This is a genomic window from Pseudomonas protegens CHA0, assembly GCF_000397205.1.
GTDB lineage: Bacteria > Pseudomonadota > Gammaproteobacteria > Pseudomonadales > Pseudomonadaceae > Aquipseudomonas > Aquipseudomonas protegens.
The window spans coordinates 3,174,337-3,198,343 of record NC_021237.1 but is presented as its reverse complement, the minus strand read 5'-3'; the positions used below and the strand labels follow the sequence as shown (position 1 = coordinate 3,198,343).

Annotated in this window: 25 protein-coding genes; 6 read left to right on the top strand and 19 right to left on the bottom strand. The window is 63.0% G+C overall.

Annotated features, from left to right (window positions below):
* Positions 1–30: 30 nt before the first annotated feature.
* A complete protein-coding gene (locus PFLCHA0_RS14485; protein ID WP_015635493.1) occupies positions 31–525 on the bottom strand; it encodes a DUF934 domain-containing protein in 495 nt (164 codons plus the stop codon).
* The gene (locus tag PFLCHA0_RS14480; RefSeq protein WP_015635492.1) at positions 522–2,195 is read right to left on the bottom strand and encodes a nitrite/sulfite reductase; all 1,674 of its coding nucleotides are present in this window, start codon (positions 2,193–2,195) and stop codon (positions 522–524) included. Before PFLCHA0_RS14480 ends, PFLCHA0_RS14485 begins: the two co-directional genes overlap by 4 nt.
* Positions 2,196–2,462: 267 nt before the next feature.
* On the opposite strand from PFLCHA0_RS14480, the gene ccoN reads away from it, so the two are divergent.
* Both ccoN and PFLCHA0_RS14470 read left to right on the top strand, forming a co-directional pair.
* Positions 2,463–3,890, top strand: coding sequence for a cytochrome-c oxidase, cbb3-type subunit I (gene ccoN / locus PFLCHA0_RS14475; RefSeq protein WP_011061125.1), 1,428 nt, complete (start codon positions 2,463–2,465; stop codon positions 3,888–3,890).
* 62 nt (positions 3,891–3,952) lie between these two features.
* Positions 3,953–4,171 (top strand): hypothetical protein, encoded by a 219-nt coding sequence (locus PFLCHA0_RS14470; protein ID WP_015635491.1) that lies wholly within the window; start codon positions 3,953–3,955, stop codon positions 4,169–4,171.
* A gap of 48 nt (positions 4,172–4,219) precedes the next feature.
* Here PFLCHA0_RS14470 and PFLCHA0_RS14465 read toward each other — a convergent pair whose 3' ends face one another.
* Together PFLCHA0_RS14465 and PFLCHA0_RS14460 are read right to left on the bottom strand one after the other, a co-directional pair.
* A complete protein-coding gene (locus PFLCHA0_RS14465) occupies positions 4,220–4,711 on the bottom strand; it encodes an SET domain-containing protein (protein ID WP_015635490.1) in 492 nt (163 codons plus the stop codon).
* A gap of 155 nt (positions 4,712–4,866) precedes the next feature.
* On the bottom strand, positions 4,867–5,667 hold the full coding sequence (locus tag PFLCHA0_RS14460) for a helix-turn-helix domain-containing protein (RefSeq protein WP_015635489.1): 801 nt from the start codon (positions 5,665–5,667) through the stop codon (positions 4,867–4,869).
* Positions 5,668–5,745: 78 nt separating this feature from the next.
* Here PFLCHA0_RS14460 and PFLCHA0_RS14455 point away from each other — a divergent pair, with 78 nt between their 5' ends.
* A complete protein-coding gene (locus PFLCHA0_RS14455) occupies positions 5,746–6,438 on the top strand; it encodes an aspartate/glutamate racemase family protein (protein WP_011061121.1) in 693 nt (230 codons plus the stop codon).
* A gap of 113 nt (positions 6,439–6,551) precedes the next feature.
* Here PFLCHA0_RS14455 and PFLCHA0_RS14450 read toward each other — a convergent pair whose 3' ends face one another.
* Positions 6,552–7,064, bottom strand: a complete 513-nt coding sequence (locus PFLCHA0_RS14450; RefSeq protein WP_011061120.1) for a GNAT family N-acetyltransferase — start codon at positions 7,062–7,064, stop codon at positions 6,552–6,554.
* Between the two features lie 89 nt (positions 7,065–7,153).
* On the bottom strand, positions 7,154–9,103 hold the full coding sequence (locus PFLCHA0_RS14445; RefSeq protein ID WP_041752229.1) for a hypothetical protein: 1,950 nt from the start codon (positions 9,101–9,103) through the stop codon (positions 7,154–7,156).
* Positions 9,104–9,300: 197 nt separating this feature from the next.
* On the opposite strand from PFLCHA0_RS14445, the gene PFLCHA0_RS14440 reads away from it, so the two are divergent.
* Positions 9,301–9,696, top strand: a complete 396-nt coding sequence (locus PFLCHA0_RS14440) for a hypothetical protein (RefSeq protein ID WP_015635487.1) — start codon at positions 9,301–9,303, stop codon at positions 9,694–9,696.
* A 66-nt stretch (positions 9,697–9,762) separates the two neighbouring features.
* On the opposite strand, the gene PFLCHA0_RS14435 is transcribed toward PFLCHA0_RS14440, so the two are convergent.
* From PFLCHA0_RS14435 to PFLCHA0_RS14390, 10 genes are all read right to left on the bottom strand, one after another.
* The gene (locus PFLCHA0_RS14435) at positions 9,763–10,740 is read right to left on the bottom strand and encodes a LysR family transcriptional regulator (protein WP_011061119.1); all 978 of its coding nucleotides are present in this window, start codon (positions 10,738–10,740) and stop codon (positions 9,763–9,765) included.
* Between the two features lie 174 nt (positions 10,741–10,914).
* The gene (locus tag PFLCHA0_RS14430) at positions 10,915–11,871 is read right to left on the bottom strand and encodes a peptidylprolyl isomerase (protein WP_015635486.1); all 957 of its coding nucleotides are present in this window, start codon (positions 11,869–11,871) and stop codon (positions 10,915–10,917) included.
* Positions 11,868–12,353 (bottom strand): YbjN domain-containing protein, encoded by a 486-nt coding sequence (locus PFLCHA0_RS14425; RefSeq protein WP_011061117.1) that lies wholly within the window; start codon positions 12,351–12,353, stop codon positions 11,868–11,870. Before PFLCHA0_RS14425 ends, PFLCHA0_RS14430 begins: the two co-directional genes overlap by 4 nt.
* A 20-nt stretch (positions 12,354–12,373) precedes the next feature.
* Positions 12,374–13,021 (bottom strand): hypothetical protein, encoded by a 648-nt coding sequence (locus tag PFLCHA0_RS14420; RefSeq protein ID WP_015635484.1) that lies wholly within the window; start codon positions 13,019–13,021, stop codon positions 12,374–12,376.
* A 17-nt stretch (positions 13,022–13,038) separates the two neighbouring features.
* Entirely contained in the window at positions 13,039–14,733 is a 1,695-nt protein-coding gene (locus PFLCHA0_RS14415; protein ID WP_015635483.1) for a putative porin, read from the bottom strand.
* 40 nt (positions 14,734–14,773) lie between these two features.
* Positions 14,774–15,490, bottom strand: coding sequence for an energy transducer TonB family protein (locus tag PFLCHA0_RS14410; protein WP_011061114.1), 717 nt, complete (start codon positions 15,488–15,490; stop codon positions 14,774–14,776).
* Positions 15,491–15,493: 3 nt separating this feature from the next.
* Positions 15,494–15,919: an ExbD/TolR family protein gene (locus PFLCHA0_RS14405; protein ID WP_011061113.1), complete on the bottom strand. Its 426-nt coding sequence runs from the start codon at positions 15,917–15,919 to the stop codon at positions 15,494–15,496.
* Between the two features lie 11 nt (positions 15,920–15,930).
* Positions 15,931–17,748: a DUF2341 domain-containing protein gene (locus PFLCHA0_RS14400; protein ID WP_015635482.1), complete on the bottom strand. Its 1,818-nt coding sequence runs from the start codon at positions 17,746–17,748 to the stop codon at positions 15,931–15,933.
* 19 nt (positions 17,749–17,767) lie between these two features.
* Entirely contained in the window at positions 17,768–19,402 is a 1,635-nt protein-coding gene (locus PFLCHA0_RS14395; protein ID WP_375154139.1) for a ShlB/FhaC/HecB family hemolysin secretion/activation protein, read from the bottom strand.
* Positions 19,403–19,476: 74 nt separating this feature from the next.
* Entirely contained in the window at positions 19,477–20,079 is a 603-nt protein-coding gene (locus tag PFLCHA0_RS14390) for a transposase (RefSeq protein WP_019093945.1), read from the bottom strand.
* 340 nt (positions 20,080–20,419) lie between these two features.
* Between PFLCHA0_RS14390 and PFLCHA0_RS14385 the strand changes: the two genes are divergently transcribed.
* A complete protein-coding gene (locus tag PFLCHA0_RS14385) occupies positions 20,420–20,608 on the top strand; it encodes a short-chain dehydrogenase (protein WP_375154140.1) in 189 nt (62 codons plus the stop codon).
* Between the two features lie 177 nt (positions 20,609–20,785).
* Here the strand turns inward: PFLCHA0_RS14385 and PFLCHA0_RS14380 are convergent, their stop codons facing one another.
* Both PFLCHA0_RS14380 and PFLCHA0_RS14375 read right to left on the bottom strand, forming a co-directional pair.
* On the bottom strand, positions 20,786–21,997 hold the full coding sequence (locus PFLCHA0_RS14380; protein WP_015635478.1) for an MFS transporter: 1,212 nt from the start codon (positions 21,995–21,997) through the stop codon (positions 20,786–20,788).
* A gap of 14 nt (positions 21,998–22,011) precedes the next feature.
* Positions 22,012–22,329 (bottom strand): hypothetical protein, encoded by a 318-nt coding sequence (locus PFLCHA0_RS14375; RefSeq protein WP_230493597.1) that lies wholly within the window; start codon positions 22,327–22,329, stop codon positions 22,012–22,014.
* A 99-nt stretch (positions 22,330–22,428) separates the two neighbouring features.
* On the opposite strand from PFLCHA0_RS14375, the gene PFLCHA0_RS14370 reads away from it, so the two are divergent.
* Positions 22,429–23,322: a LysR family transcriptional regulator gene (locus tag PFLCHA0_RS14370; protein WP_041752226.1), complete on the top strand. Its 894-nt coding sequence runs from the start codon at positions 22,429–22,431 to the stop codon at positions 23,320–23,322.
* A gap of 123 nt (positions 23,323–23,445) precedes the next feature.
* On the opposite strand, the gene PFLCHA0_RS31235 is transcribed toward PFLCHA0_RS14370, so the two are convergent.
* Positions 23,446–23,985: a P-loop NTPase family protein gene (locus PFLCHA0_RS31235; RefSeq protein ID WP_065363949.1), complete on the bottom strand. Its 540-nt coding sequence runs from the start codon at positions 23,983–23,985 to the stop codon at positions 23,446–23,448.
* Positions 23,986–24,007: the final 22 nt, after the last annotated feature.

Genomic DNA, 24,007 nt, shown 5'->3' with positions numbered 1-24,007 from the left:
TACATTAACCAGCGCAACCGCGCGCCACCTTCAGCGCCGACGAAACAGCGGCCGCGGCTCGATCACCGAGCGGCCATACAGCACGCTCATCCCCGCCAACCCTTTGAGTGCGTCCAGCGCGCATTTGTCTTCACGCACGGCAAAGCTGTCGAAGCCGCATTGGCGCATATGGCTCAACTGGTCGCGCAGCACATCGCCAATCGCTCGCAATTCGCCCATCCAGCCCAGGCGAGTGCGCAGCAGGTAGGCCTGGCTGTAACCCCGGCCATCACGAAAGCTGGGGAAGTCCACGGCGATCAGCGGGATCAGCTTGAGCCAGGGCTTGAGGCTTTCCACTTCGTCATCCGGACCGATCCAAACGCCGTCCCGGGCCGGGTGATGCTCGATGCGACGTATCAGCCACAGGGCCAAGGGCAGGATCAGCGGCCCGTCGGGCAGCGTATCGTCAACCCCGCGCACCAGGCTCCAGGCATCGTCCTCCACCAATTGGGCGTCGCCCTCGTGCAGACGCAACAGGTTGTTCATGCCAGCGCCTCCATAGCCTTGGGATAGACCCGCTCCTTGAACGGCTCCAGGCCGATGCGCTGCAGGGTTTCGACGAAGGGTTCGTCGCTTTCGCGGTAGCGCACGAAAGTGGCGATGATGCGCTCGATCACTTCGGGGATTTCCTCGGCGCTGAAGGACGGCCCGATCACCTTGCCCAGGGCGCTGTCACGGCCCTTGGCCCCGCCCAGGGTGACCTGGAACCACTCGCTGCCGTTCTTGTCGACCCCGAGGATGCCGATATTGCCGATGTGGTGGTGGCCGCAAGCGTTCATGCAGCCGGAGATGTTCAGGCTGATATCCCCCAGGTCGTGGAGGTAGTCCAGGTCCTCGAAGCGCTGCTGGATGGCCAGGGTAATCGGCAGCGACCGGGCGTTGGCCAGGGCGCAGAAGTCACCGCCCGGGCAGGCGATGATGTCGGTCAGCAAGCCCGCGTTGGCGGTGCCCAGACCGTGTTCGCTGGCACACTGCCAAAGCTCGAACAGCTGCGACTTGGGCACATCCGGCAGGACGATGTTCTGTTCATGGGCAATACGGATTTCGCCAAAGCCGAAGCGCTCGGACCAGTCGGCCACCGCGTCCATCTGCTGACCGGTGACGTCCCCCGGCGGCGAGCTTGGCCCCGGTTTGGTGGACAGCACCACGCAGGTATAACCCGGCACCTTGTGCGGGTGCACATTGCGCGCCACCCAGCGGGCGAAGGCCGGGGACTCGGCCAGGTGGCTGCCGTAATCCAGATCGGTGTCCGCCAGGCGCTCGTAGATCGGCGGCACAAAGGCGCTGGCCACCCGCTGGAATTCGTCCTCGGTGAGCTGCGCCGGGCCATCCTTGAGGTGCTGCCACTCCTCCTCCACTTCCTTGGCGAAGGCCTCGATGCCCAGGGCCTTGACCAGGATCTTGATCCGCGCCTTGTACTTGTTGTCACGCCGGCCGTAGCGGTTGTAGACCCGCAGCACCGCCTCGACGTAGGACAGCAGGTGCTGCCAGGGCAATCCGTCGCGAATCTGCAGGCCAAGGATCGGCGTGCGCCCCAGGCCCCCGCCGACGATCACGCGCAGGAGCATTTCGCCGCTGCGGGCGCGGTAAAGATAGAGGCCGATGTCATGCATCATGATCGCCGCGCGGTCCTGCTTGGCCGAGCAGATGGCGATCTTGAACTTGCGTGGCAGGAACAGGAATTCCGGGTTGATGGTGGACCACTGGCGCAGGATCTCCGCCAGGGGACGCGGGTCCAGGTACTCATCGGCGGCGACCCCGGCAAAGGCCTCGGTGGTGATGTTGCGCACACAGTTGCCGGAGGTCTGGATGGCATGCATCTCCACCTCGGCCAGGCGCTGCAGGATGTCCGGCACCTGGGCCAGCTCGATCCAGTTGAACTGCAGGTTCTGCCGGGTGGTGAAGTGGCCGTAGCCGCGGTCGAAGTCCCGGGCGATGCTGGCCAGGGTACGCATCTGCCGGGCGCTGAGGGTGCCGTAGGGAATCGCCACCCGCAGCATGTAGGCGTGCTTCTGCATATACAGGCCGTTCTGCAGGCGCAGGGGCAGGAACTCCTCCTCGCTCAGTTGGCCGCCCATGAAGCGCTCGACCTGGTCGCGAAACTGCGCCACCCGCTCAAGCACCAGGGCCCGGTCATAGTCGTCGTACTGATACATGTCCCTACCTCATCGAAGCTGATCGTGCTCTAAACGGCGCGTGTTGTGAGGGGGCGACTATGCGCGTACGGCGCAGAGCGTTACAGATTCAGGTAAAAACTAAAAAACCATATCAGCCAAGGCTGCACCACCGTAGGCATGAGGAAAATCTGATCCGTATTAATGTGGTTTTTCTGAGCCTGTTTTGTTTCCCCGCTGATTCCTACAGTGCACCCCGTGCCAGACCGGGTGGCCTGGCAAGACTTTGCAACCGTGGAAGCATTGACCATGAACTCAGCAACAATCGGACAGGCCTACAACTACAAGGTGGTTCGCCAATTCGTCGTCGCAACAGTGGTATGGGGCGTGATCGGCATGGCCATGGGGGTGTGGATTGCCTCGCAGCTGGTGTGGCCGGAGATGAACCTCGACCTGCCCTGGAGCACCTTCGGCCGGCTGCGGCCGCTGCACACCAGCCTGGTGATCTTCGGTTTCGCCGGCAGCGCGCAGTTCGCCGCCAGCTACTACGCGGTCCAGCGCACCTGCCAGGTGCGGCTGTACTCCGACACCCTGGCCGCCTTCACCTTCTGGGGCTGGCAGTCGGTGATCGTGATCATGCTGATCACCCTGCCCCTGGGCTACACCACCACCAAGGAATACGCCGAGATCGAATTCGCCGGCGCGGTGTGGATGGCGGTGGTCTGGGTCGCCTACGCGATTGTGTTCTTCACCACCGTGGTGCGGCGCAAGAGCCAGCACATCTACGTCGGCAACTGGTTCTTCGGCGCCTTCATCCTGGTGATCGCCATGCTCCACGTGGTCAACCACCTGTCGATCCCGGTGGACTGGTTCAAGTCCTACCCGGTGTATTCCGGGGCCACCGACGCCATGGTCCAGTGGTGGTACGGGCACAACGCCGTAGGCTTTTTCCTGACCACGGGCTTTCTCGGGATGATGTACTACTTCGTGCCCAAGCAAGTCGGGCGCCCGGTGTACTCCTATCGCCTGTCCATCGTGCACTTCTGGGCGCTGATCACCCTGTACATCTGGGCCGGCCCGCACCACCTGCACTACACCGCGCTGCCGGACTGGGCCCAGTCCCTGGGCATGGCCATGTCGCTGATCCTCCTGGCCCCGAGCTGGGGCGGCATGATCAACGGCATGATGACCCTCTCCGGGGCCTGGCATAAGCTGCGCACCGACCCGATCCTGCGCTTCCTGGTGCTGTCCCTGGCGTTCTACGGCATGTCCACCTTCGAGGGCCCGATGATGGCGATCAAGACCGTCAACGCCCTGTCCCACTACACCGACTGGACCATCGGCCACGTACACGCCGGTGCCCTGGGCTGGGTGGCGATGATCACCTTCGGGGCCATCTACCACATGGTGCCCAAGGTCTTCGGCCGCGAGCAGATGTACAGCGTGCCGCTGATCAACCTGCACTTCTGGCTCGCCACCATCGGCACCGTGCTGTACATCGCCTCGATGTGGGTCAATGGCATCACCCAGGGCCTGATGTGGCGCGCGGTGAACGAAGACGGCACCCTCACCTACTCCTTCGTCGAGGCCCTGGTGGCCAGCCATCCGGGGTTCGTGGTGCGTTTCGCCGGCGGCGTGTTCTTCCTCAGCGGCATGCTGCTGATGGCCTACAACACCTGGCGCACCGTGCGCGTTGCCGATGAGCGCCTGGCGCTGAGCGACGCCCGGATCGCCTGACCCACCTGCCCCACGCCGGCCCCCGTGGCCGGCGTGTTGCGTTTCAGGGAGCCTGAAAACCCATGGATATACTGCTCAACCTGCTGGGGGTGGCGTTTCTCTACCTCTGCATCGAGTACTGCCTGCGTCACCAGAGTGCCAAGAGCCTGGACGACGCCAGCCTGATCCCCTTCGCCGACGACCCCGACGTAGCCCGCCGGGTGGAGCTGGCCACGGGCAAGAAAATCAACGCCGTGACGCCGGAGGAAGCCAAGCCGGGTTGGATAAACCTGGATATGTAGAGCGCTTTGGCTGGCAAGCCAGCTCCTACAGTGGGGGTATTGGCCGGGTCAGGCGCGCTCGCGGGGGATCAGGCTCTGCAACTGAGCGGCGAGGAAATTGCCGTCAAAGGCAAAGACGTCAGGGTCCTTCAAGCCGTTGGTCTTGCGCCATTGCCAGCCGCCCGAAGCCTCGCCGACCAGGGACACGCTGCCCAGCCGCGCCGCAGTCAGGCCGATCACCGCCAGGGAAATCTGCCCTTGGGGGCCCATCACATCCGGCACGAACTCCACCGGTTTGCCGGCGATATGGATGGTCAGCTTCTCGCTCTTGAAGGTCGAGACCTCCAGCGGCACCGCCGGGCTGAAGGCCACATAGGGCTCGCGTTGCAACGCCAGCAGGTCCGGCAGCAATACCGGCGCCAGCCAGTCTTCGATCTGCCCGAACAATTGATGAATGCGACGCGCCCAGACCACCGACTGGCTGTCGAACAGCTGCTTCTTGTGGGCTTCACTGGCCGCGTAGTGGCGCAGCATCTCGCCCAGTTGCTGGATATCGTCCATTGTGCTGTGTCCCTGGCTTCGACCTTTGAGAACAGCAGGTCGCCGGCCCTGAGCATGGCAGATGCCGGTGTCGGGCGTTGAGTTGTTTGCCCGCCGGCTCGCCGAGCCCTGTAGCTGCGCCCACCGATGATGATCCTGCGGGCCGCTGGCGACGATCACTGGCGAGGCGTTACCAGGGTATCCGCCGCTCGGCGCTGAAACTGCAGCCGGTACTGACGCGGCGTCAGGCCGATGGTTTGGCGCAAGGCGCTGCCCAGGTGGGACTGATGGGCAAAACCACAGTCCTGGGCAACCGCCGCCAGGGGCAGGTCCGTGTGCTCCAGCAGCCGCCGGGCCGCTTGCAGCCGCACCTCGGTGATCCAGGCATGGGGCGTGATGCCTACAGCACGACGAAAGTCGCGCAGCAGGCGCAGTTCGTTGTGGCCGTAGGTCAGGGCCAGTTGCGCCAGTGACAGGGGCCGGGCGTATTCATCGGCCATCTGTTGCAGCACCTGCCCCAACTCCGGGGCCCGGGCTGGCGCTGCCCGCCCGGGCTGGGCCAGCCCCAGAAACGCCAGCGCGCATTGCTCAAGAGCCAGCTCATCGGCCTCGGGCGCCAGCAGCAGGCGCCTGGCTTCGCGCCCCAGGGCCAGGGCGCGGGCATGCCCCGGGCTCTGCATCCGGCGCTGGCCAGGAACCAGCGGCGTCGCGCCCTGCCAGCGCAGCAGCAGGTATTCGCCGCCCATGGCGGATTCGGAAAACACCTCAATGCCTGCGGGCGTCAGGGCCAGGGTGCCGGGCCAGGTATCGAAATCCTCGCGGCGGTCGGAGTCGATGGCATGCACCCCGCGCTGGCGTTCCAGGGTCACCCCCAAGGTCTGCCACTGGGCCGGATCGCGGGCGCTGTAGGCCGCGGCCGGCAGCAGTTGCAGCAGCAGGCGGCCGTCCAGCAGGCGATGTTCGAGCACCTGGGGCATGTGAAATTTCCTGATAGATCGCCACCCATGGCGGCGTGAAACTGAGGCTTACCCAACCGCACCACAGAGGAGTTGCCCATGCGCACCATCGGCCTGATCGGCGGCATGAGCTGGGAGTCCAGCGCCGAATACTATCGCCTGATCAATCAGCAGGTTCGCGATCGACTGGGGCCGCTGCGTTCAGCGCGGCTGTTAATGTACAGCGTCGACTTCGGGCCTGTCGAACAGGCCCAGCATGCCGGGCGCTGGGACGACGCGGCGGCGATCCTGGTGGAGGCAGCCCGGCGCCTGGAAGCCGGCGGCGCCGAATGCGTGGTGCTCTGCACCAACACCATGCACAAGGTCGCCGGGCAAATAGAGGCCGCCATTGGAGTGCCCTTTGTGCATATTGCCGACCCCGTGGTGCAGGCCGCCCAGGCAGCCGGCACCCTGAGCGTGGGGCTGCTGGGCACAGCCTTCACCATGGAGCAGGCGTTCCTCAAAGGCCGCCTGGAAGACCAGGGCCTGAAGGTGCTGGTGCCCGATGCAGCGCAGCGCCAGGCGGTGCACCGCATCATCTATGAGGAGCTGTGCGTGGGCGTTGTCAGCGAGAGCTCGCGGCGGCTGTACCAACACGTGATCGACGGGCTCCAGGCCCGTGGTGCCGAGGCGATCATCCTCGGCTGCACGGAAATCGGCCTGCTGCTCAAGCCCGAGCACAGCGCCCTGCCCCTGTTGGACACCACCGAATTGCATGCCCGGGCGGCGGTGGATTTCGCTTTGCTGGAGTGAACGTCAAGGCCCGCAGGGCCTTGCAGGGCGATCGCCTGGATCCCTGCCTCTGCTGCGGAGCCGATCGTCCGAACGCGGCCCGAGCCTGCGGCAGCGGCTACACGAACCCGGCCTCAACGACGCAAGCGCGCCATGCTCAGCACATCGACATAACCGCCGTCGCGTACGGCGTAGTCGCGCAGCTGGCCTTCGGTTTCGAAGCCGAACTTGCGGTACAGGCCGATGGCGGCCTGGTTGTCGGCATACACCGTCAACTCCACCCGGCGCAGGTTCATCCAGTTGTCGGCCACCTCCAGCACGGCCGCCAGCAGGCGGCTGCCGATGCCCTGGCGTTGCCAGGCCGGGGATACGCCCATGCCGATATCGGCGCAATGGGCCCGGCGCACCCGCGCCACCTGCAGCAAGCTGCAACTGCCGATCACCGCACCCTGGTGCAGGGCAACCAGGGCCACCAGTCCCTCGTTTTCCTGCCCCAGCCCGACGCGCTTGCGCCACAACTCGCGGGACTGGTAAGGCAGTTGCAGGGTCTGGGCCGCCACACTGGGTTCGCTGTACAGCGCCGTCAGGCCGTCGATATGAGCTTCGTTGCACCGCTCGATGACGATGGTGGGATGGGCGTTGGGCATGGCGAGGTCATCCTTGAAGTCGAAGTGGCCATCGAGTGTACGGGCATGCGTATAACTCTGGCGAGGCGCTCAAGCACAAAGCGCAAACCTTAGAAACCCTGGTCTGGCGACTCGGGTGAGCGAGCTTGCTGTCGACGCAGATCCTCGGCATAGCTTGCAGGTGAAAGCAGTTGCAGAACCTGGTGCTGCAAAGCATCCGACAACGCAAGATAGAGAAATAACCCCGGGTTCAGGGCTTCTTGCTTCTCTAGGTGCAATGCTGACAGATAGAAGCCCACATCACGCAGACACTCGTAGGGACGGAGACCACCAATACGCATGACCGACTTGCTTTTGCCCGTCCCAAACTCTGCATTGATGCAACGCTTGAGGGTCGCCGCCTCGATCTCCCCTCCGGCGCTGGCAGCGCTCAAGGAACGTTGCAGAATCTCACTCAAGCGTTGCAGCGGATTGCACAGATACTCCAACGGATACTCACAGTGAGCGAGTATGTAGCGGTTGTATTGATGGATCATGATAAGTGCTACATCCGCGCCCGCCGGGCTCAGGGTGCGCGTACAGCGGCCGAATTGGGTTTCATAGACAATCCGGTGACGGATGTCTCGCTGATCGACACAGTCATCGAGAATCGCCTCCAGCTTGTCCGTGGCATGCGGCTGAAATCCTGGATCGTAGTTGTATTTAAAGGCATAGATGAAGGCAAGAAGCTCCATCGATAGCCACCCCAGGTGATGCTGGGCGTGGTAGGAATCCAGCAACGCCTTGAGCGCACTGATCTGCTCTCGAGCCGCCACAGCAAGCAGTCGTTCCCGCTGCTGTCCTTCGGTCTGTTCGGCCTCGACTAGACGCCTGAGGATCAACGCGGCCTCTGCGAAGGCCTCCTCGCCGAAGAGCCGCTGAATCAGGGTTAAGGCAGAGGAAAAGATCGCGTTGAGCAGGAACAGCGACAACGAAATGTCCTGGAAGAACGCCTGCCAGCACTCTCGATCTGAACCGGATATCCCAACCAGCACCTGAACACTGTTTTCGACGCGCTGCAGCCGGCGCCCGACATGAAGGTCACTCTTGATCTGCTCCAGCAAGACATAGGCATGGAGCTGCCCGGCATTATGCTCGATCAAGCTGCGAGTCGCCTTTGACCGCCCGACTTGCCTCGCTTGTTGCGACAGAAACTCACCAGGCTCCACATGCCTGATCTGGGCTTTGAAAATGCTCACCAGCCTGTCGAGCAACAAGCTCGGCGAGCGTCTGCCGACCGCAGCATCACTCCTGGCCTGCTGATAAAGGTTTCGGTGTACTTCGTGCAACTCATCCGGCAGCACCGGTCTGGGCTCAGGCAACGACCACCGGCCCGCGGCATGCAGCACCTTTACACCTTCGAACAGATGTTCCAGGTGCTGAATGACTGCTCCGGCTTTCTGTGATCGCCCCAAGGCCAGCTCCAATTCCTTCACGGGCGCGTCGACCGAGGTTCTTCCCGGAAACGAATCATGCCGAATCAGGCGACCCAAACGTCGCAGGAACTGCAAAATAGCCGCCTGCGCCCTTTGCTGGGGAATTCCCAAGCACTCCATGACCTGTACCAGAGACGCCTCTAAACTTGTCAGAATGGCCTCCCTCGTCGCCACCGGGTCGCCGAAGAGCCGGTCTCCATAGCACTCATAGCAACGTGCCAGATAGCGCAATGGGATAGAACCCTGACCATTCTCCAAGGCGTCCACGAACATTTGCTCAAGTTGTGGCCACACGATCAGCCAGAAATACAAGTGCGTAGCGCATACGTCCTTGTCAGGAAACAAGGCAACGAACCCTAGGTGCTTGTGAATCTCCCGCAAATTGCGCAACACCGGGGTCAGCAGTGAATCATCTCCCCCCTCCGCCATCCGCCTGGTCACTAGGTCGAGCATTGCCTGCTGACGCTTCTGGCGCTGCTCCAGGCTCTGGCCTTGCCGCGGCAAAGGCGCCTTCGACCTTTTGAACACAGCCCGCTCGTAAAACAGCTCGATGACTTCGTGAAACTTGGGAATCCTGTTAATCACACCGCACCCACCCTCCGTTGTCCTGCGCCCATCCTGAGTGGTTCGTCATGGTGCTACAACATTTTCCCGTCATCCCCTCGTTGAATTACACAAACCGGGGGGCGGCCACCGATTAACTTGTAAGGCATCCAAGGTCAGTCACAAACAGCCTCGGTGAACCCCATCCACTGAACAAGCAATGCACAAGGAACCACCGAATGTTCTACAAAGATGACAACGACGCATTTGAGCTGAAACAACGGCAAATCGACGCCATGGAACAAGCACTGCTTGTTTCTCGTGGTACTCCCCGAGCTGAAGCAGCCGAGATAGTGGCGGAGCGCAAGCGATTGCAAGAGGCCTACGCAGGGGATCCTGGCGTTAACCCGGCGCCAGGCGTATGGATCAACCCAGAGGGCGAGGACCTTGAGGGTGACGTGCCGGCAGACCGGCAGGAGGCCATCAAAGCCAACGCTATCGCCAAAGACCTGCTCGGCGACGAGTTCAGTACCGACACCCAGTGGAACATCACCCACTTCCCCGATCGGAAGAGCAGCAACGCCGAAGTACAAGACTTCTGGGAGGATTTCACGACCCCTGACTCCAAGGCATGAGCCCAAGCACCCGGTCCGGATAGCACCAAGAGTTCGGCCCTGGTCACTCCGACAAAACGGCTCGCCTCAAACGAACCAGTCCTGGCGTTCGCTGAAGGTGTTGAGGATCAGTTCCACCAGTTGCTGTACCTGCTCTTCATGCTCCACCTGGGCATTGACCGCCAGCCAGGCGCGGCGTTGCATGCTTTCCTCGAACAGGCCCGGCAAGGCGGTGAGGCCGCGGTCGAAGCGGCTCATGTACTGCGGCAGCAGGCCAATGCAGGCGCTGCAGCGGATCATCTCCAGCATCAGTTCATAGGAATGCACCTGCACCACCCCGGCCAGGCGCTGTTCCACCAGGCTGTTCCAGGGCCGGAACGGCTCGATATGACGGTCGTGCTGCCACTGCACCAGCATGTAGTCCGCCAGGTCGTCCAGGCTGTCGGGGCGGGCCGCGACCCGGGAGTAGCGCTTGGCGATGTGCGGCAGGTAGTCGATGCGCGCCAGGGGCATGGGTTCGCGGGTGGCGAAGCTGGGGCCCGGCAGGGGTGAATCCTCGGCCGCCAGCCACAGCACCAGGTCGGCGCTCAGGGCCTGCAGGGACAGGTCGCTGTCGATGGAGATGATTTCCAGCCGGGCGCTGGCGTTGCGCCGCAGCAAGGCGATCAGGTCACGGCCAAGGATGTCGTGGAGGATGGTTTCCGCCACGGCCACGCGGATCAGGGGTTGCTCGATCACCGGCAGCCGCCGCTGGTGGGCCAGGGCAATCAGCTGGGCCTGCAGTTGCAGGCCTTCGCGGCTCAGGCTCAAGGCATTGCCCTGGTAGCAGAACAGCGAACGACGCAGGTGCTCCTCCAACTGCGCCAGTTGCTTGCGCAGCAGCGTGGCCTTGATGTTCAGGCTGCGGGCCGCCTGCATGAAGCAGCCGCAACGGGCGCTGACCAGAAAATACTGGGCCACCGCAGGTTCGATGCCGGCGGCCAGGGCCAGCCAGGCTTCCCGGGGTTCCTGGGGCGCGGTGTATGGCGCAAAGCCCTGGAGTGGAGCGGGTTCGAGAAATGACATCGGTGACTCCCTGTCTTGTTGAGTGTTGCTTCCTTGGCGGGCGGACGGCGGGGCCGTGGGATCGCCTTCGCGGGCAAGCCAGCTCCTACAGTTGCCGGTGCTGCGTATTGCCTCGTAGGAGCCGGCTTGCCGGCGAAGGGGCCTGTGAGATCGCCTTCGCTGGCAAGCCAGCTCCTACAGCTTGTCCTCCAGGACCTGGTTCAACACCGCGCCATCGATGCTCAGGGTCGCAGTGTTGAGCATGCCTTCCAGGTAGGCCTTGGCGATCTGCTCCTGGCGCTGGGCGCGCAGGGCCTGGGTCAGGCGATCACGCAGTTCGTCCAGGCTGGCAGTCCGTGCCGGCTGCTGTTCGGTGAGCTTGAGCACGTGGAAACCCGCCGCGCTCTGCACCACCTCGGACACCCCGCCCACCTTGAGCCGGGCCACCGCGCTGCGCACCTCCGGCAGCAGTTGCTGCAAGGGCTGCAGGCCGGAGTCGCCACCGCGCTGGGCGCTGTCCCGGTCCTGGGAGTACTGCGCCGCCAAGGCGGCAAACTCCCCCGGCGCGGCCTGGGCCTTGCGGCTCAGCTCCTGCGCCTGGCGGCGTACCTGCTCGGCCGCCTGGGGCTCGGCGACCCCGAGGAAGATCTGGCTGACCCGGTACAACGGCGGTGTCATCCACGCCGACTTGCCTCTGTCATAGGCCTGCTGCAACTCCGCCGGGCTGGGGTAGTCCGCCGGCACCTGGCTGACCGACTGCAGATAGTCGCGAAACACGATCTGTTCGGTGGCGGCGCGGGTCTGCTGCTCCACCTCCGGGCGCTGGCGCCAGCCCTGGGCATCGGCCTGCTCCAGCACGGCCTTTTCCGCCAGCCGTGAACGAATCCAGGCTTCCAGCGCCGGGCGATTGCCGCGCAATTGCCCCCGGGATTCCTCGGGCAGGCTGGCGAACAGGCGCTTGAGCTCCTCGGCCGCCACCTGCTGATTGCCTAGGCGCGCCACAGCGGGCGTAGACGCCAGTTGTTGTTGCAGCGGGGTCGGGGCCGGCTGCTGCGCCGCCACCGGGTCATTGCCCGGGCGCAGGGCCAGGCCCAACGCCAGGCCGAGCAAGGTCAGTGCCCCGGCACCGACCACCAGGGTGGGCTTTTTCACAGGGTGGCCGCCTCTTCCCGGGGTTGGCTTTGCGCCGCCTGGGGCGCTTCGGCCTGCGCCTGCAACTGGGCCGCCTGCTGGCTGTATTCGCGCAGGTAGACGATGAACTCCTGCAGCAACCGATCCCACAGCTCCAGCTGGCTGCGCAGGTGGGTCTCGCCGACGCCGGCCACCACCACGTCCATCTCCATCACCAGGAATTCGCCCTGCAGCGACAGCCGGGCAAAGCGCCGTGAGGCGTTCCACAGTTCCGCCAGCCCGGCCGGCAATTCGCCCTGCACCCGCAGCGCGCAGCTGTAGGTGAAGTCCACGTAGTGCCCGGCTTCGCTGCCCGGGTTACCGAAGCGCACGGCGTAGCCGATGCCCTGGCTGGCGCTGAGCAGTTGCACGATGCCGTTCTGTTCGGTCTGGTTGACCCGGTAGCCGGCGCCTTGCAGCAGGTCGGTGAGGCTTTCGGTGGTGACGCTGTTAATCAAGGTCATGGTCATCTCTTCCCTGGTGATCAGTGGGTGCTCGCCGCCCGGGGGGCGTCGAACTGGGTCTGGTAAAGCTCGTCGCCAAAGCCCTGGGCCAGTTCCTCGAACTTGACCCGGGCGCTGCCGGCGAAGGGCTGGCGGATTTTCACCAGCTCAGCCACATCGATTTTTTCGTAGGCCGCCAGAATCTGTTTGGCGATGCCGTACATCTGCTGATTCTTGACCGCACATTGCTGCACTTGTGTGTCACGCTCGCTCAATTGCGCCTGCAATCTGGCCCGTTCGGCCTCCTTGCCCCGGGCCAGCACCAGCAGGTCCTCATAGGCCTTCTTGAACTTGCCCAGTTGCTCGCTGCTGGCGGCCGCCTGGGCCTGGGCCTGGTTGTGCAGGCTCTGCTGCTGGCCGGCCAACTGCTCTGCCACACCACGGGTCTTGGCCAGCTCGGCCGTCAGTTGCTTGACCTGGGCCTGGGCCTCCCTGGCCGCGTTCTCGGCGGCGACCCGCGCCGCCGCGGCCTGGGCCTGTTCGCTTTGCAGGGCCTGCAGCTGCTGGGTGGTGCTGCGCAACTGGGTGCGCAGGCGCTCCTCCATGCCTTCGGCACTGGCGCCGACACTGGCCAGCACGCCCCAGACCAGCAACAGGCTCGCCGCCCCTGCCCTCGCTCGGCTGTTCATAACCTTCCTCCTGACGCTTAGAAGCGCGTGTTGAGTTCAAGCTGCATCACGTCCACCTCGTAGCGCGGCCCGTAGACTTCCGAGGCGCTCATGTAGCGGGCCGTGGCGTAGATGTTCTTGTCGATGCCGTAGTTGCCGCCCAGGAAATAGCCCTTGGCGTTGGTGCCCCCCAGGTGGAACGAGGAGTCGTTGAAGCCGTCGGGCAAGGCGTCGGGCTGGATGTACTTGTAGCCAGCCAGCAGGTTCCAGTCCCCGGCCTTCTTCATTTCCAGGGCGTTGCCCAGGGTGAACTGCACCATCAGCGCATTGCCGCCGCTTTCGAACTGGCCCTGGCTGTTGATGTTGTTGACGATCTCGCCCTCGCTGCGCTTGAGCATCTCGCCCTTGTCGTAGGCCAGGTTGCGAATGAAGTTGGTCTGGCTGCGCAGGCGCAGGTCGTCCGGCAATTCGGTGTCCCAGGCCAGGTTCAGGTCGAGCACGTCGAACTTCGAGGCCAGGCCGACGAACTGCGGCTGCGGGGTCAGGCCCGGGGTGGCCGGGTTGGGGGTGATGTCGCGCAGCAGGAACACGCTGTTGCCCTTCTGCATGAAGGCGACGCGCGAGCCGTCGGTGTCGCAGCCCGGGGCCCCGGCCCAAGGCGCACAAGGGCTGGAGCGCTGGCCTTCGATGTCGTCGAAACGGTAGTAGGCCAAGGCGCCTTTGAGGCTGTTGCTGCGGTTGATCTTCCAGTTGGCGCCGATCTGCCCGCCGAACAGCCACTTGGTGTCGCTCTCGTTCTTGTCGAAGCCGTTGCTGGTGGCGGTGTCGTTGGTGTACTCCACCGGGAATACGCCGAGGGTGCCGAACAGGCCCCAGTCGCTGCTGAGCTTGTGGTTGAACAGCGCCGCCACGCCGTCGAAGTTCAGGTCGTTGGAATACAGCATGTCGGTGGAATAGAACGGGTTGGCGATCCGCCCGCCGGTCAGGGTCAGGTCCTGGGTGGCCTTCCAGGTCAGGTAGCCCTGGTCGAGCCAGATGTCCTTCTTGCCAAAGCCGCCGCCCAGGGTCTGGGTGGTGGACACCGGGTTGTTGTCCGAGCCGGTGCCGATGCGGATGCCGGCGGTCCATTCCGGCGAGATCACCGCCTTCATCCCCAGGCGCGCGCGCAGGCGGAACAGGTTGTCGCGGTCCTCGCGGGTGTTGAGCAGCGGCGGCAGCTTGCTGTTGGTGTCCTTGTTGACGTCGTAGGGGCCACTGTCGTTGAGCTTGGCGTAGTCGACGAGCTCGTTGCTGTTGTTGTCGGCGAAGAACCGCGACTCGTCGCGCAGGCGGATGTCGCCGTCGAAGCTGATGCGCGAGATCCAGTCCGGGAAGGTGTTGGGCTGGGCCCAGTTTTCCTGCTTGGCGGTGGCCATGACCTCGGCCTTGACCTGATCGCGGATCTGGTCGCGGACGATGGCCGGCACGTATTGCACCCGCACATCACCGGGCGCCGCAGCCGGGCCGGTTGCCGCCACGGCGGTGGCCGCGCGGGCCTGCTGGGCTTCTTTCTCGGCCTGGGCGATCAGCCCGTCGGCCTGCTCCTGCTTCAATACCCCCTGCTGCACCAACAGACGGATCAGGTTGATCGTGGCGTTCTCCGAGGGCGCGGCCGCGGCGGCCGTGGCCTGTCCGGCCAGGGTCAGGGCGACCATGCCGAGCGCCAGGGTCAATCGATTCACGGTGGAAATCATCTGCACACAACTCCTGTAGAAACTGCAAATAGGGGTTCGCTCATTCCGGTCGCCGGCCCTTGAGGGACAGGCGTACCGGCAAAGTCAGGGAGGCCGGCATGCGCTCTTTCAGGCGCGGCGTGGCCCGCAGCGCCGCCAGCACTTGCTGGTCGGTCTCGGGGTTGCCACTGGAGCCGGCCAGCTCGGCGCGGGTCACCTGCCCGTCGGCGCCCAGCCACAGGTCCACCTGCAGCGCATAAGCCTTCTTGCGCAGCTCCGGGTCCTCGCGCAGCGCGCGCTGGAAGGTCGCCGCCAGGTACTGCTTGTAGGTCCCGGTGCCCAGCCCGCCGCCACCGGCGCCGGCCATGCCGCCGCCCTTGCCGGCACCGACGTTGAAGCCGTCGTTGCCGGACTGGGCGTCGCCATCGATCTGCATCGGGTTGGCCAGATCGTCCGCCGGCGATGGCGGTGCTTCCTCCTCCGGCTTGACCTCCTCCGGGGTGGGCGTGGGTTCGGGCTCCGGGATCTTTTCTTCCACCGGCTCCGGCTCCTTGGGTTTCTCCGGCGGCGGTGGGGGTGGAGGCGGCGGAGGCGGCAGCGGGATGATGGTCGGCACCTTCGGCGCTTCCCGGCGCACCCCGGCCATGTCATTGGCCCACTGCCACAGCAGCCAGGCCGCCACGGCACCCAGCAGCAGCCCCGCGCCCCACTTGAGCAGGCGCAGGGCGCGCGGCTTGTTCTGTACCGGCGGCAGCTCGAACGGTTGATGTGCGCTCATGGCTCAGCCCTGGCTCGGTTTGCCGGTGACCAGGCCGACCTGGGACAACTCCAGGCGGCGCAGCAGGTCGAGGACTTCGATGACCTTCTGGTACTGCACCGTGGCATCGCCACGGACGATGATCGGGAAGTCCGGGTTCTGCGCCTTCTCGATGCGCAGGCGCTCTTCCAGCTCGCCCAGGGTCACCGGGTAGGCGTCGAGGAACACCTGGCCGCCATCGTTCACCGAAATGGCCTTGGTCTTGGCCTCGGAGAGCGACACCGAGGCACTGGCCTTGGGCAAGTGGATCTGGATGCCCGAGACCTGGGCGGTGGCGGTGAGGATGAACATCACCAGCACCACCATCAGCACGTCCACCAGGGGCGTGATGTTGATGCTGTCGACGGCGGCATCGTCTTCGTCGTCATGGGAGGCGTTCACGGAAGCCATGGCAGTTCTCCTCAGGCCGGAACCGACGCGTTGCTGTGACTGACCCGCCAGTGGGCGTTCTCGCTGTGCTGGCTCTCGCCATGCAGCTCCGCCAACCGGGTGATGAACTCGTCGACGAACACCCGCATGTCGGCGCCGACTTCCTTGTTGCGGGTGATCAGGCGGTTGTAGCCAAACAGCGCCGGAATCGCGACGAACAGGCCCATGGCGGTGGCCAGCAAGGCCGCGGCCATGCCCGGTGCGATGGCGTTGATGTTGACGTCACCGGCCATGGCGGTGCCGAGGAACACCACCATGATCCCCAGCACCGTGCCCAACAGGCCGATGTAGGGACCGCCGGCAATGGCGTTGGACAGGGTCGAGAGCTTGGAACTCAGTTGCTGGTTTTCCCGGGTGCGCACGCCATCCATGGAGCAGCGGATGGCCTCGATGGTGGCCGCCGACACCGAGGAGGTATCGGCGCCCTGCTCGCGGCGGGTGCGGATCTCTTTCACCGCCACCAGGTACAGGCGCCACAGCGAGGAGTGCTCCAGGCGACTGGCCAGGACCTGATCGTCGGCGAACATCTCCAGGCGCGTGCCGACCTTGGCGAACTGCTCGCGGAACAGCGCATTGGCAGCGCTGACCCGGCTGACCATGCGGTTCTTGCGCAGCATGATCACCCAGGACTGGATCATCATCCCCACCAGCACCAGGATGATCACCCAGGCATCCACCGGCACCGCCTTGAGCAGGAAACCCAGGCTGCCGAAACCGAAGCCCGACTGTTCTTCATCGACGCCGTAGACCACCAGCTTCGACTCGGCGCCCTGGGCGCTGGCATCGGCCAGGATCAGCGCCGCCGGACGCGCCACCTTGGACAGGCGCAGCTCGTCCAGGGCCCCGGTGAACGGCTGGAAATGGCCGGCCTCGACCCCGGCGGCCGCCGGCAAATCGGCACCGATGGCCAATGGCGAATTGAAGGTGGGAATGGCCTGGGCCAGGCTCGCGGTCTCGCGGCCATTGACGTACAGCGCCAGCCGGCTGCCCTCGCCGCTCAGGGCCAGGTGCTGCCATTGCCCCGGGTTCAGCGGCTGAGTGGAGGCGGCGCGCTGGCCGTCCACTTCGACGAAGGGCATGCCCTGGTTGATGCCGATCAGCAAGCTGCCGGCGCCTTCGCGGCGAGCCAGCAGCAGTTGTTCGCCGCTGGCCTGATCCAGGCGCACCCAGGCGCTGAAGGTGAAGGCGCCGCCGGCGTTGTGCTGCAGCGACGGGCTGGCCGGCAGCAGCAGCGGCTGGCCGCTGAACTGCAAGGCCCGGCCGATGACCCCGTCAATCGCCGCGCCGGTGGCGTTCTGCGCGGTGTTGCCGTAGGCGGTGGTGTCCTTGGCCGGGGTGCCGTTGCTGCCGTCGAAGTGGTAGATCGCGGTGTAGCTGGGGTCGAAGGTCAGCTGGCCGTTGGCGGTGCTCGGGGCCTTCTGGTTGCCGTAGTACATCCAGATGTCCTGACGCTGGCCGCCTTCGACCTTGGGCACATCGACCCAGATCAACGCCATGCCCATCAGCGGGTCGAAGCTTTCGATCTGGTGATTGAGCAGGGTCTTGTCATCGGCGGCGACAAAGCGCAGGTCGGCGCCGTCTTCCTTGACCCCGTCGAAGGTGAAGTTGCCGGTGTGCAGGCGCACCAGCAACGCGGTGCGGCCCAGGGCTTCATTGATGGCGGCGCCTTGCGGGGTGGTGTCCACGCTGATCTGCTTGCGGTAATGCCAGTCGTCCTGCCACCAGGCATGGGCCGTGGCCGGGAGCACGAAGCCCAGGCAGATCAACAGGCTCAGGAATAAGCGTTGCATGTGAAGGGTCTCCGTAAAGTCAGAACGTCGCTTGCACACTGAAGTGCAGGCGCGGGTCGTATTTCTGGGTGTTGGGGCCATCCTTGAGCGGGTAGCCCCAGTCGAGGCTGCCGGACAGCCACTTGCTCAAACTGGCGCGGGTGCCCAGGCCGACACTGGCCAGGCTGTATTGGTCTTCCTGCTCGGGCAGCGGGTCGTGCAGGGACAGGTGCGCGCCTTCGGCAAAGGCGTAGAAGCGCCACTCCTGCACATAGCTGCCGAGGAACTTGGCCAGGGACGGCGTGCGCAGCTCCTGGGAGAACAGGTAGCCCTCATCCCCGGTGCGCTCGGCGGCCAGATAGCCGCGCACCGAAGTGGAGCCACCGGCGGAATACTGCTCGTTGGACACCAGCGGCCCCGAGGCCAGCTGGAAGGCGGTCTTGGACGCCGACTGCCAGTCGTTGGCGAAGGTGTAGGTGAAATTCAGGTCGCCCTTGAGCACCGAGAAACTGGCGCTGGCCTCGTCGCGCTTGTACTGAAACTCCTCGGCGTCGCTGCCGTAGCCGAAAAAGCGCCGGGTGCCGATGATCAGGTTCAGGCCCAGGCCCAGCTGGGACTTTTCGCTGTAGCGGTAGCCGTTGTAGCCAAAGGTCACCGGGGCGTACTTCAACGGAATCTGGTCGCTGCTGCGGCCAAAGCGCATCTCTTCCTCGAAGTCCTTGAAGTCCACCCCCACCGACAACGAGTTGGCCCAGCTACCTGCGGCGGGCAAGGTGTAGATCGCCGACACCCCGTAGGAATGGCCCTTGCCCAGCACGTTGCTGCCACCGATGGTGGCGATGTTGCTGTCGGACTGGTAACCGGAGAACTGCAGGGCCCAGCGATCGCTCAGCGGCGCGGTGTAGGAACCGGACCAGACCTTGGCGTTGTCGGTGTCCTGGGGCGCGGTGAAATAGGTCAGGGAAATGCTGTGGCCCAACTGCCAGAGGTTGTCGTAGCCGACGTTGACCACCGTGCGCAGCTTCTCGGTGTCGGCGCTGTAGTCGTTGTTCAGGCCGACGCTGGCGTGCCAGGGATTCTGGTCTTCCACTTGCAGGTCCACATCCATGGTCCCCGGGCGCTGGCCTTCACGCACCAGCGGCATGACCTGACGCCCGGCGCCACGATTGAGCCCGGCCAGCTGGGTCTGCACCGTGGCAAAATCCGGCACCTCGCCTTCTTTGAGCGCCGGCACCTGATCGCGGATCTCCACCGGCGAGTAATGCTTGGCCCCCACCACCCGCACCCGACCGACCTTGGTTTCACTGACCTGCAGATAAACGATACCGTCCTCGACCTTCTGCTCCGGCAGCTCGACGAACACCGACTGGTAGCCGCGCTCCTGATAGACCTTCTGCAGCGCATCCCGGGCGCCTTCGATATCGGCCAGGGCCTTCTGCGGGCCAAGGAAGGGATACACCGCCTCCTCGATGGCCCGGGCATCGAGCACCGTATTGCCGCGCACGAAGTACTCATTGACGTCCACCAACCGCGCCGCAGCCGTGGCCTCGACCGGGACCGGTTCACCCTCCTCGCCCTGCACCGCCGGCACCAGCGCCGCCAGCGTCAACCAGCCGCACAACGGCCACCAGCGCCCGCCACTGCCGGGTCGCCCTGATTTGCCCAGATGCTCCACACCGCCCCCTAAAAAACTGAAAATTGGCGCGCGTACGCGCATTGCCGTCGCCGTCTGCACAGCGTTTGGCCGCTTCAATTGCTGCTGATCGAGGTGTTTTCGTGGCGCGCCAGCCAGGTGTGCAACAGCGCAAAATTCAGCGAGAACTCGGGCATTTGCAGCAGAGCGCCGCAAAACACTTCACCGATGATTTTCTGGATCAACTGCACCGCCCGCGGGTTGTTCAACAGCGTGGCGATATCACGACTCAGGACACTGAAGCTCCAGACCTTCTGGTTCAGATCCAGACCGACGAACCAACGGAACAACAGGTTGTAACTGAGCTGTTCATACAGCTGCTGCTCGCTGGGCACCGAATACAGCAACTGCAACAACAGAATGTGCATCACCGTACGCGGCGCGATCAGCATGCCGGGCTCGGCATTGAGGCCCTGGAGCAGATCGCGGTGCTGATCCAGCAACTCATCGATCTGCGGACGCAGCAGCACCAGCGAATGCCCCGGCGGGATATAGCTGGCCACCTCCTTCAAGGCACCCTGCCAGTCATCCTGGGAGACGATCCAGACCCACGGCGCGCCGTAGCGATAGACCGACACCGGCTTCTTGCGCGCCGCCTCGACGATCTTCGACAGCCGTTGATCCAGCTCCTGCATGCCCACTTTCGAGTAGCGTTCCATAGTCCCCATAGCCTCACTCCCGGCGTCCCGCCTCGGCTTAAAAAAGTGGCCTGGCGGCCCCCTCAAGCGCGTTACATACCCAAGACGTGCGTGGCCATGTGCTACCGAACTTTTGTCATAAAAGCTTCATTCACAAGAGGAACGCGCGAACGTTGTAGGAGCCGGCTTGCCGGCGAAGACAGCCGACCGGACAACGCTGAACTGTCTTTATTCCGCGCACGACCAGACCGCCCTCTTCGCCGGCAAGCCGACTCCTACGAGAGGGAATTGTTGTGCTGGGGAAGGCATTGAAAATGCGCCGCCCGGACGGGGGCTCTGTTTCATAAGCAAGACCGCACCATTGGACGTGCTACATGCCAAGGGTGCGGCACCTTTACTGGCCATGACTCAACTGCTGGAAAGCCTCTCCCGCGCAGAGCCGGGGAATGCTGACGACGCCAATCTGCAACAGATCTCCAACGCAGCGGCAATCGTGCTGCGTGACAGTTGCGCCCTGTTGGGTGTGATGGGCCGGCGGCTGCAAGCCTGATGCGTTGCGCTCCGTACTGCTGGGCGGCGCGGAGCGCTTCAAATGGGGACGGTGATTTGTTTTTTAGAGGGAAAGAAGTTTTTAAAAAGTGGTTGAAAACGGCCAATAGCGGATGTTGGATCAAATCCGATCTTACAAATTGTGGACAGTTGCCTGCCTTACTCAGTCTGCCTTCTATTAAACCTGGTTTCGCGATGTGAAAAAGGCCATCACTGCCGCGAGTACCAGCAAGACAGAGCTTGCGAGAAATGTCATGCGATAACCGCTGCCGTCGAACAGCAGCCCACCGAGGGTAGAGCCCAGCGCAATGGATAGCTGAATGACTGCCACCATCAAGCCGCCACCGGCTTCAGCATCCTTGGGCAGCGCCTTGGCCAACCACGACCACCACCCCACAGGTGCCGCCGTCGCGATCAGGCCCCACAGCCCAAGCAGTACAAAAGCTGCCACGACTTTGCCGCCAAGGACAATCAAAGAAAGTGCAATCGCGGCCATCAAGAGTGGAATGCAGACCAGGACGCGGTACATTCCGGTTTTCAGGAAAGTGCCGATCAGAACGGTCCCGACAAAACCCGCCACGCCGATGACCAGCAGGACCATCGACAACAGGGATACATCTGCACCTGTGACGGTTTCCAGGAACGGGCGCAGATAGGTGAACAATACAAACTGCCCCATGAAGAAAATGCCCACACTCAACATGCCGAAACTGACCAATGGGCTCTTAAACAATCGGAAGACATTGCCAGCGCCCGGTTTGCGCGGCGCCGGCGCCATGGCTGGCAGGCTGATCCACTGCCAGATCAACGCGATAATCGCTACCGGAATAAGGCAGAAAAAAGCACCCCGCCAACCGATGACACTCCCCAGATAGCTTCCCAGCGGAGCGGCCACTACGGTTGCCAAAGCATTGCCGCCGTTGAAGATTGCCAGAGCCTTGGTCACGCTATGGGCAGGTACCAGGCGCATGGCCATTGCCGCCGACATCGACCAGAATCCACCGATCACCACGCCGATCAGCGCACGACCAATCATGTACACCGTATAGTTCGGCGCCAGACCGACCACCAGCCCCGACACACACATAATCCCGGTCAGTACAAGCAACAGCGTCTTGCGGTCCATTGAACCCACTAGCCTGGAAATCGCAAGGCTTGTCAGCACCGCGAAGGCGCCGGAGATGGCGATCCCATACCCGGCCAGTCCTTCACTGATTTGCAGATCCGATGCAATCGGCGTGAGCAAACTGACAGGCATGAACTCCGAGGCGATCAACGCGAATACGCACAGTGTCATCGCAAAGATGCCACTCCAGTAAGCCGGCAGTTCACCAGTCTCCGGCGTGCCGAGGGCCTCACCTGCCGGGGTGTCGAATACTTGAGCCGTCATTCAAAAACCTCTCATCAAACAATTGCAGGCGTTTTAGCGTTTCTATCCAGATTTTTGGGCGTTACAAGATTGCCCACAATTTGAAGACTGTATGAGCTCTTGAAGGTCACCTTTTGCACAGTGACCTTGTCACTTTTGTAAAAATTGTTGGCGCCTTCCGGCGCGCTCACAGCGCTTTTCGAGTCAGTTGCTAAGGCAGCACCGCCTGCGACTGAAAGGACGCCCAGGGCCGCAATGCTGACGTCGCTGGCCTTTACGAATGCGCGCCGATCAAGCCCTGGAGAGTTCAAGGCTTCTGCAGCTTCGAGGAGGGTTACAGGTGTCTCGCTCATCATCAGTACTCCGTTCCAGATATGTGACAGAGCTTGACGGATTCGAAATATCTTGATTAGTAGGCGTAATCTTCATGTGGTTTTGAGAAAAACTCAGCAATGGCCAGTACTAAAGTCAACGATCTCCAAGCTTTTCTTGCGGTGGCGCGAGATCAAAGCTTTACGAAAGCCGCCGCTAAACTGGGCATTACTCCCTCTGCGCTGAGTCATACGATCCGGGCACTTGAACAAAGACTGGGGATACGACTGCTGGCCCGCACGACACGCAATGTGTCGCCCACAGAGGCGGGAGAAAGATTGATGCGCTCGATCGCTCCGCTTTTTGATCAGATCACCGCCGAGCTTGAAGCGCTGGGCGAGCTGCGGGACAAGCCCAGTGGCACGATTCGTATTTCCTGTACTGATGATCAGATTGAGTTGTGCATTCGGCCAATGCTTGCAAGCTTCCTGAAGAGCTACCCGGATATCACACTGGAGTTCTACATCGACTATGGATTCACCAACGTGGTCGAGGAACGATTCGATGCTGGCATTCGCATGGGCGAATCGATCAGCAAAGACATGATCGCCGTTCGCATAGGCCCAGATTGGCGGTTGGCTGTAGTGGGCTCTCCAGAATATTTCGAACGCAACCCGGCACCAACAACCCCCCATGAGCTGACCGGGCATGACTGTGTGAATATCCGACACAGACCATCAGGGGCGATCTACGCATGGGAATTTGAAAGTAATGGCCAGGCTTTTACCGTCAAGGCAGATGGACAACTTGTTTTCAACAGCATCATGCACGTACTCAATGCCGCCGTTGATGGCGTTGGCTTGGCCTACGTACCAGAGGAATTGGTAGCACCCTATCTGGCTGACGGCCGGCTCAAAGAAGTCTTGGCCGACTGGTGCCCTGAGTTTCAGGGTTACCATTTGTATTACCCGAACAGGCGACAAGCGTCTCCCGCCTTTTCTGCATTGGTGGAGGCGCTGAAATATAGAAGCTGAGCCCTCTGCATTCGACGCGCGAAAACGTCTGCTATGGATCGATTGCGGCCGATCGTGACAGGCAACAATCGGCCAGGAGCTGCCGCTCGTAAGCGGCAGTTTCCGCAGTCAGTCAACCGTCGATCAATCCTGCAGAGCTTGGACAGTCGCACTTCCCATACTCGCGAGAAAAATGCCGATATCCCGATTAGACCGCAGACAAACCACGAGGCAAGCTGATGGCGCTGTTGCTACAAGTTGCTGCATTTTTTCTCGCGCTGATTTTTTCGTCCGCCACATGAATCTAAAAAACTCCGGCAGGTTCGCCAGCAGCTCGGGGCAGTTCTCCGGCAAGTCGGGCCGAGACTGACCGCGTTGGAGCAGCGTTCTGCGCAGTACGCGCAAGAATCGAAGCGTCGCCGAACGATCAATCCATATCAAAAGATCGGCACGGGCCACCCGGTTGTCCCAAGTGGCTGAATGGCCACCTTCGAATATCCAGCGATCTCGAGCCTCTACATCGAGACAAAGCCGCGTCTTTTCGTCCGGGCTTCGTTCGATCCACCCTGGCTGCCAGTGGATAGTGTCGATATGAACGACCGGCAAGCCCGTGCGCTGACCAAGCTCACGCGCCAAAGTGCTTTTGCCTGATCCAGGTTGACCAACAATCATCACCCGTTGCATCGAAGCTCCTTCTCGCTATGCA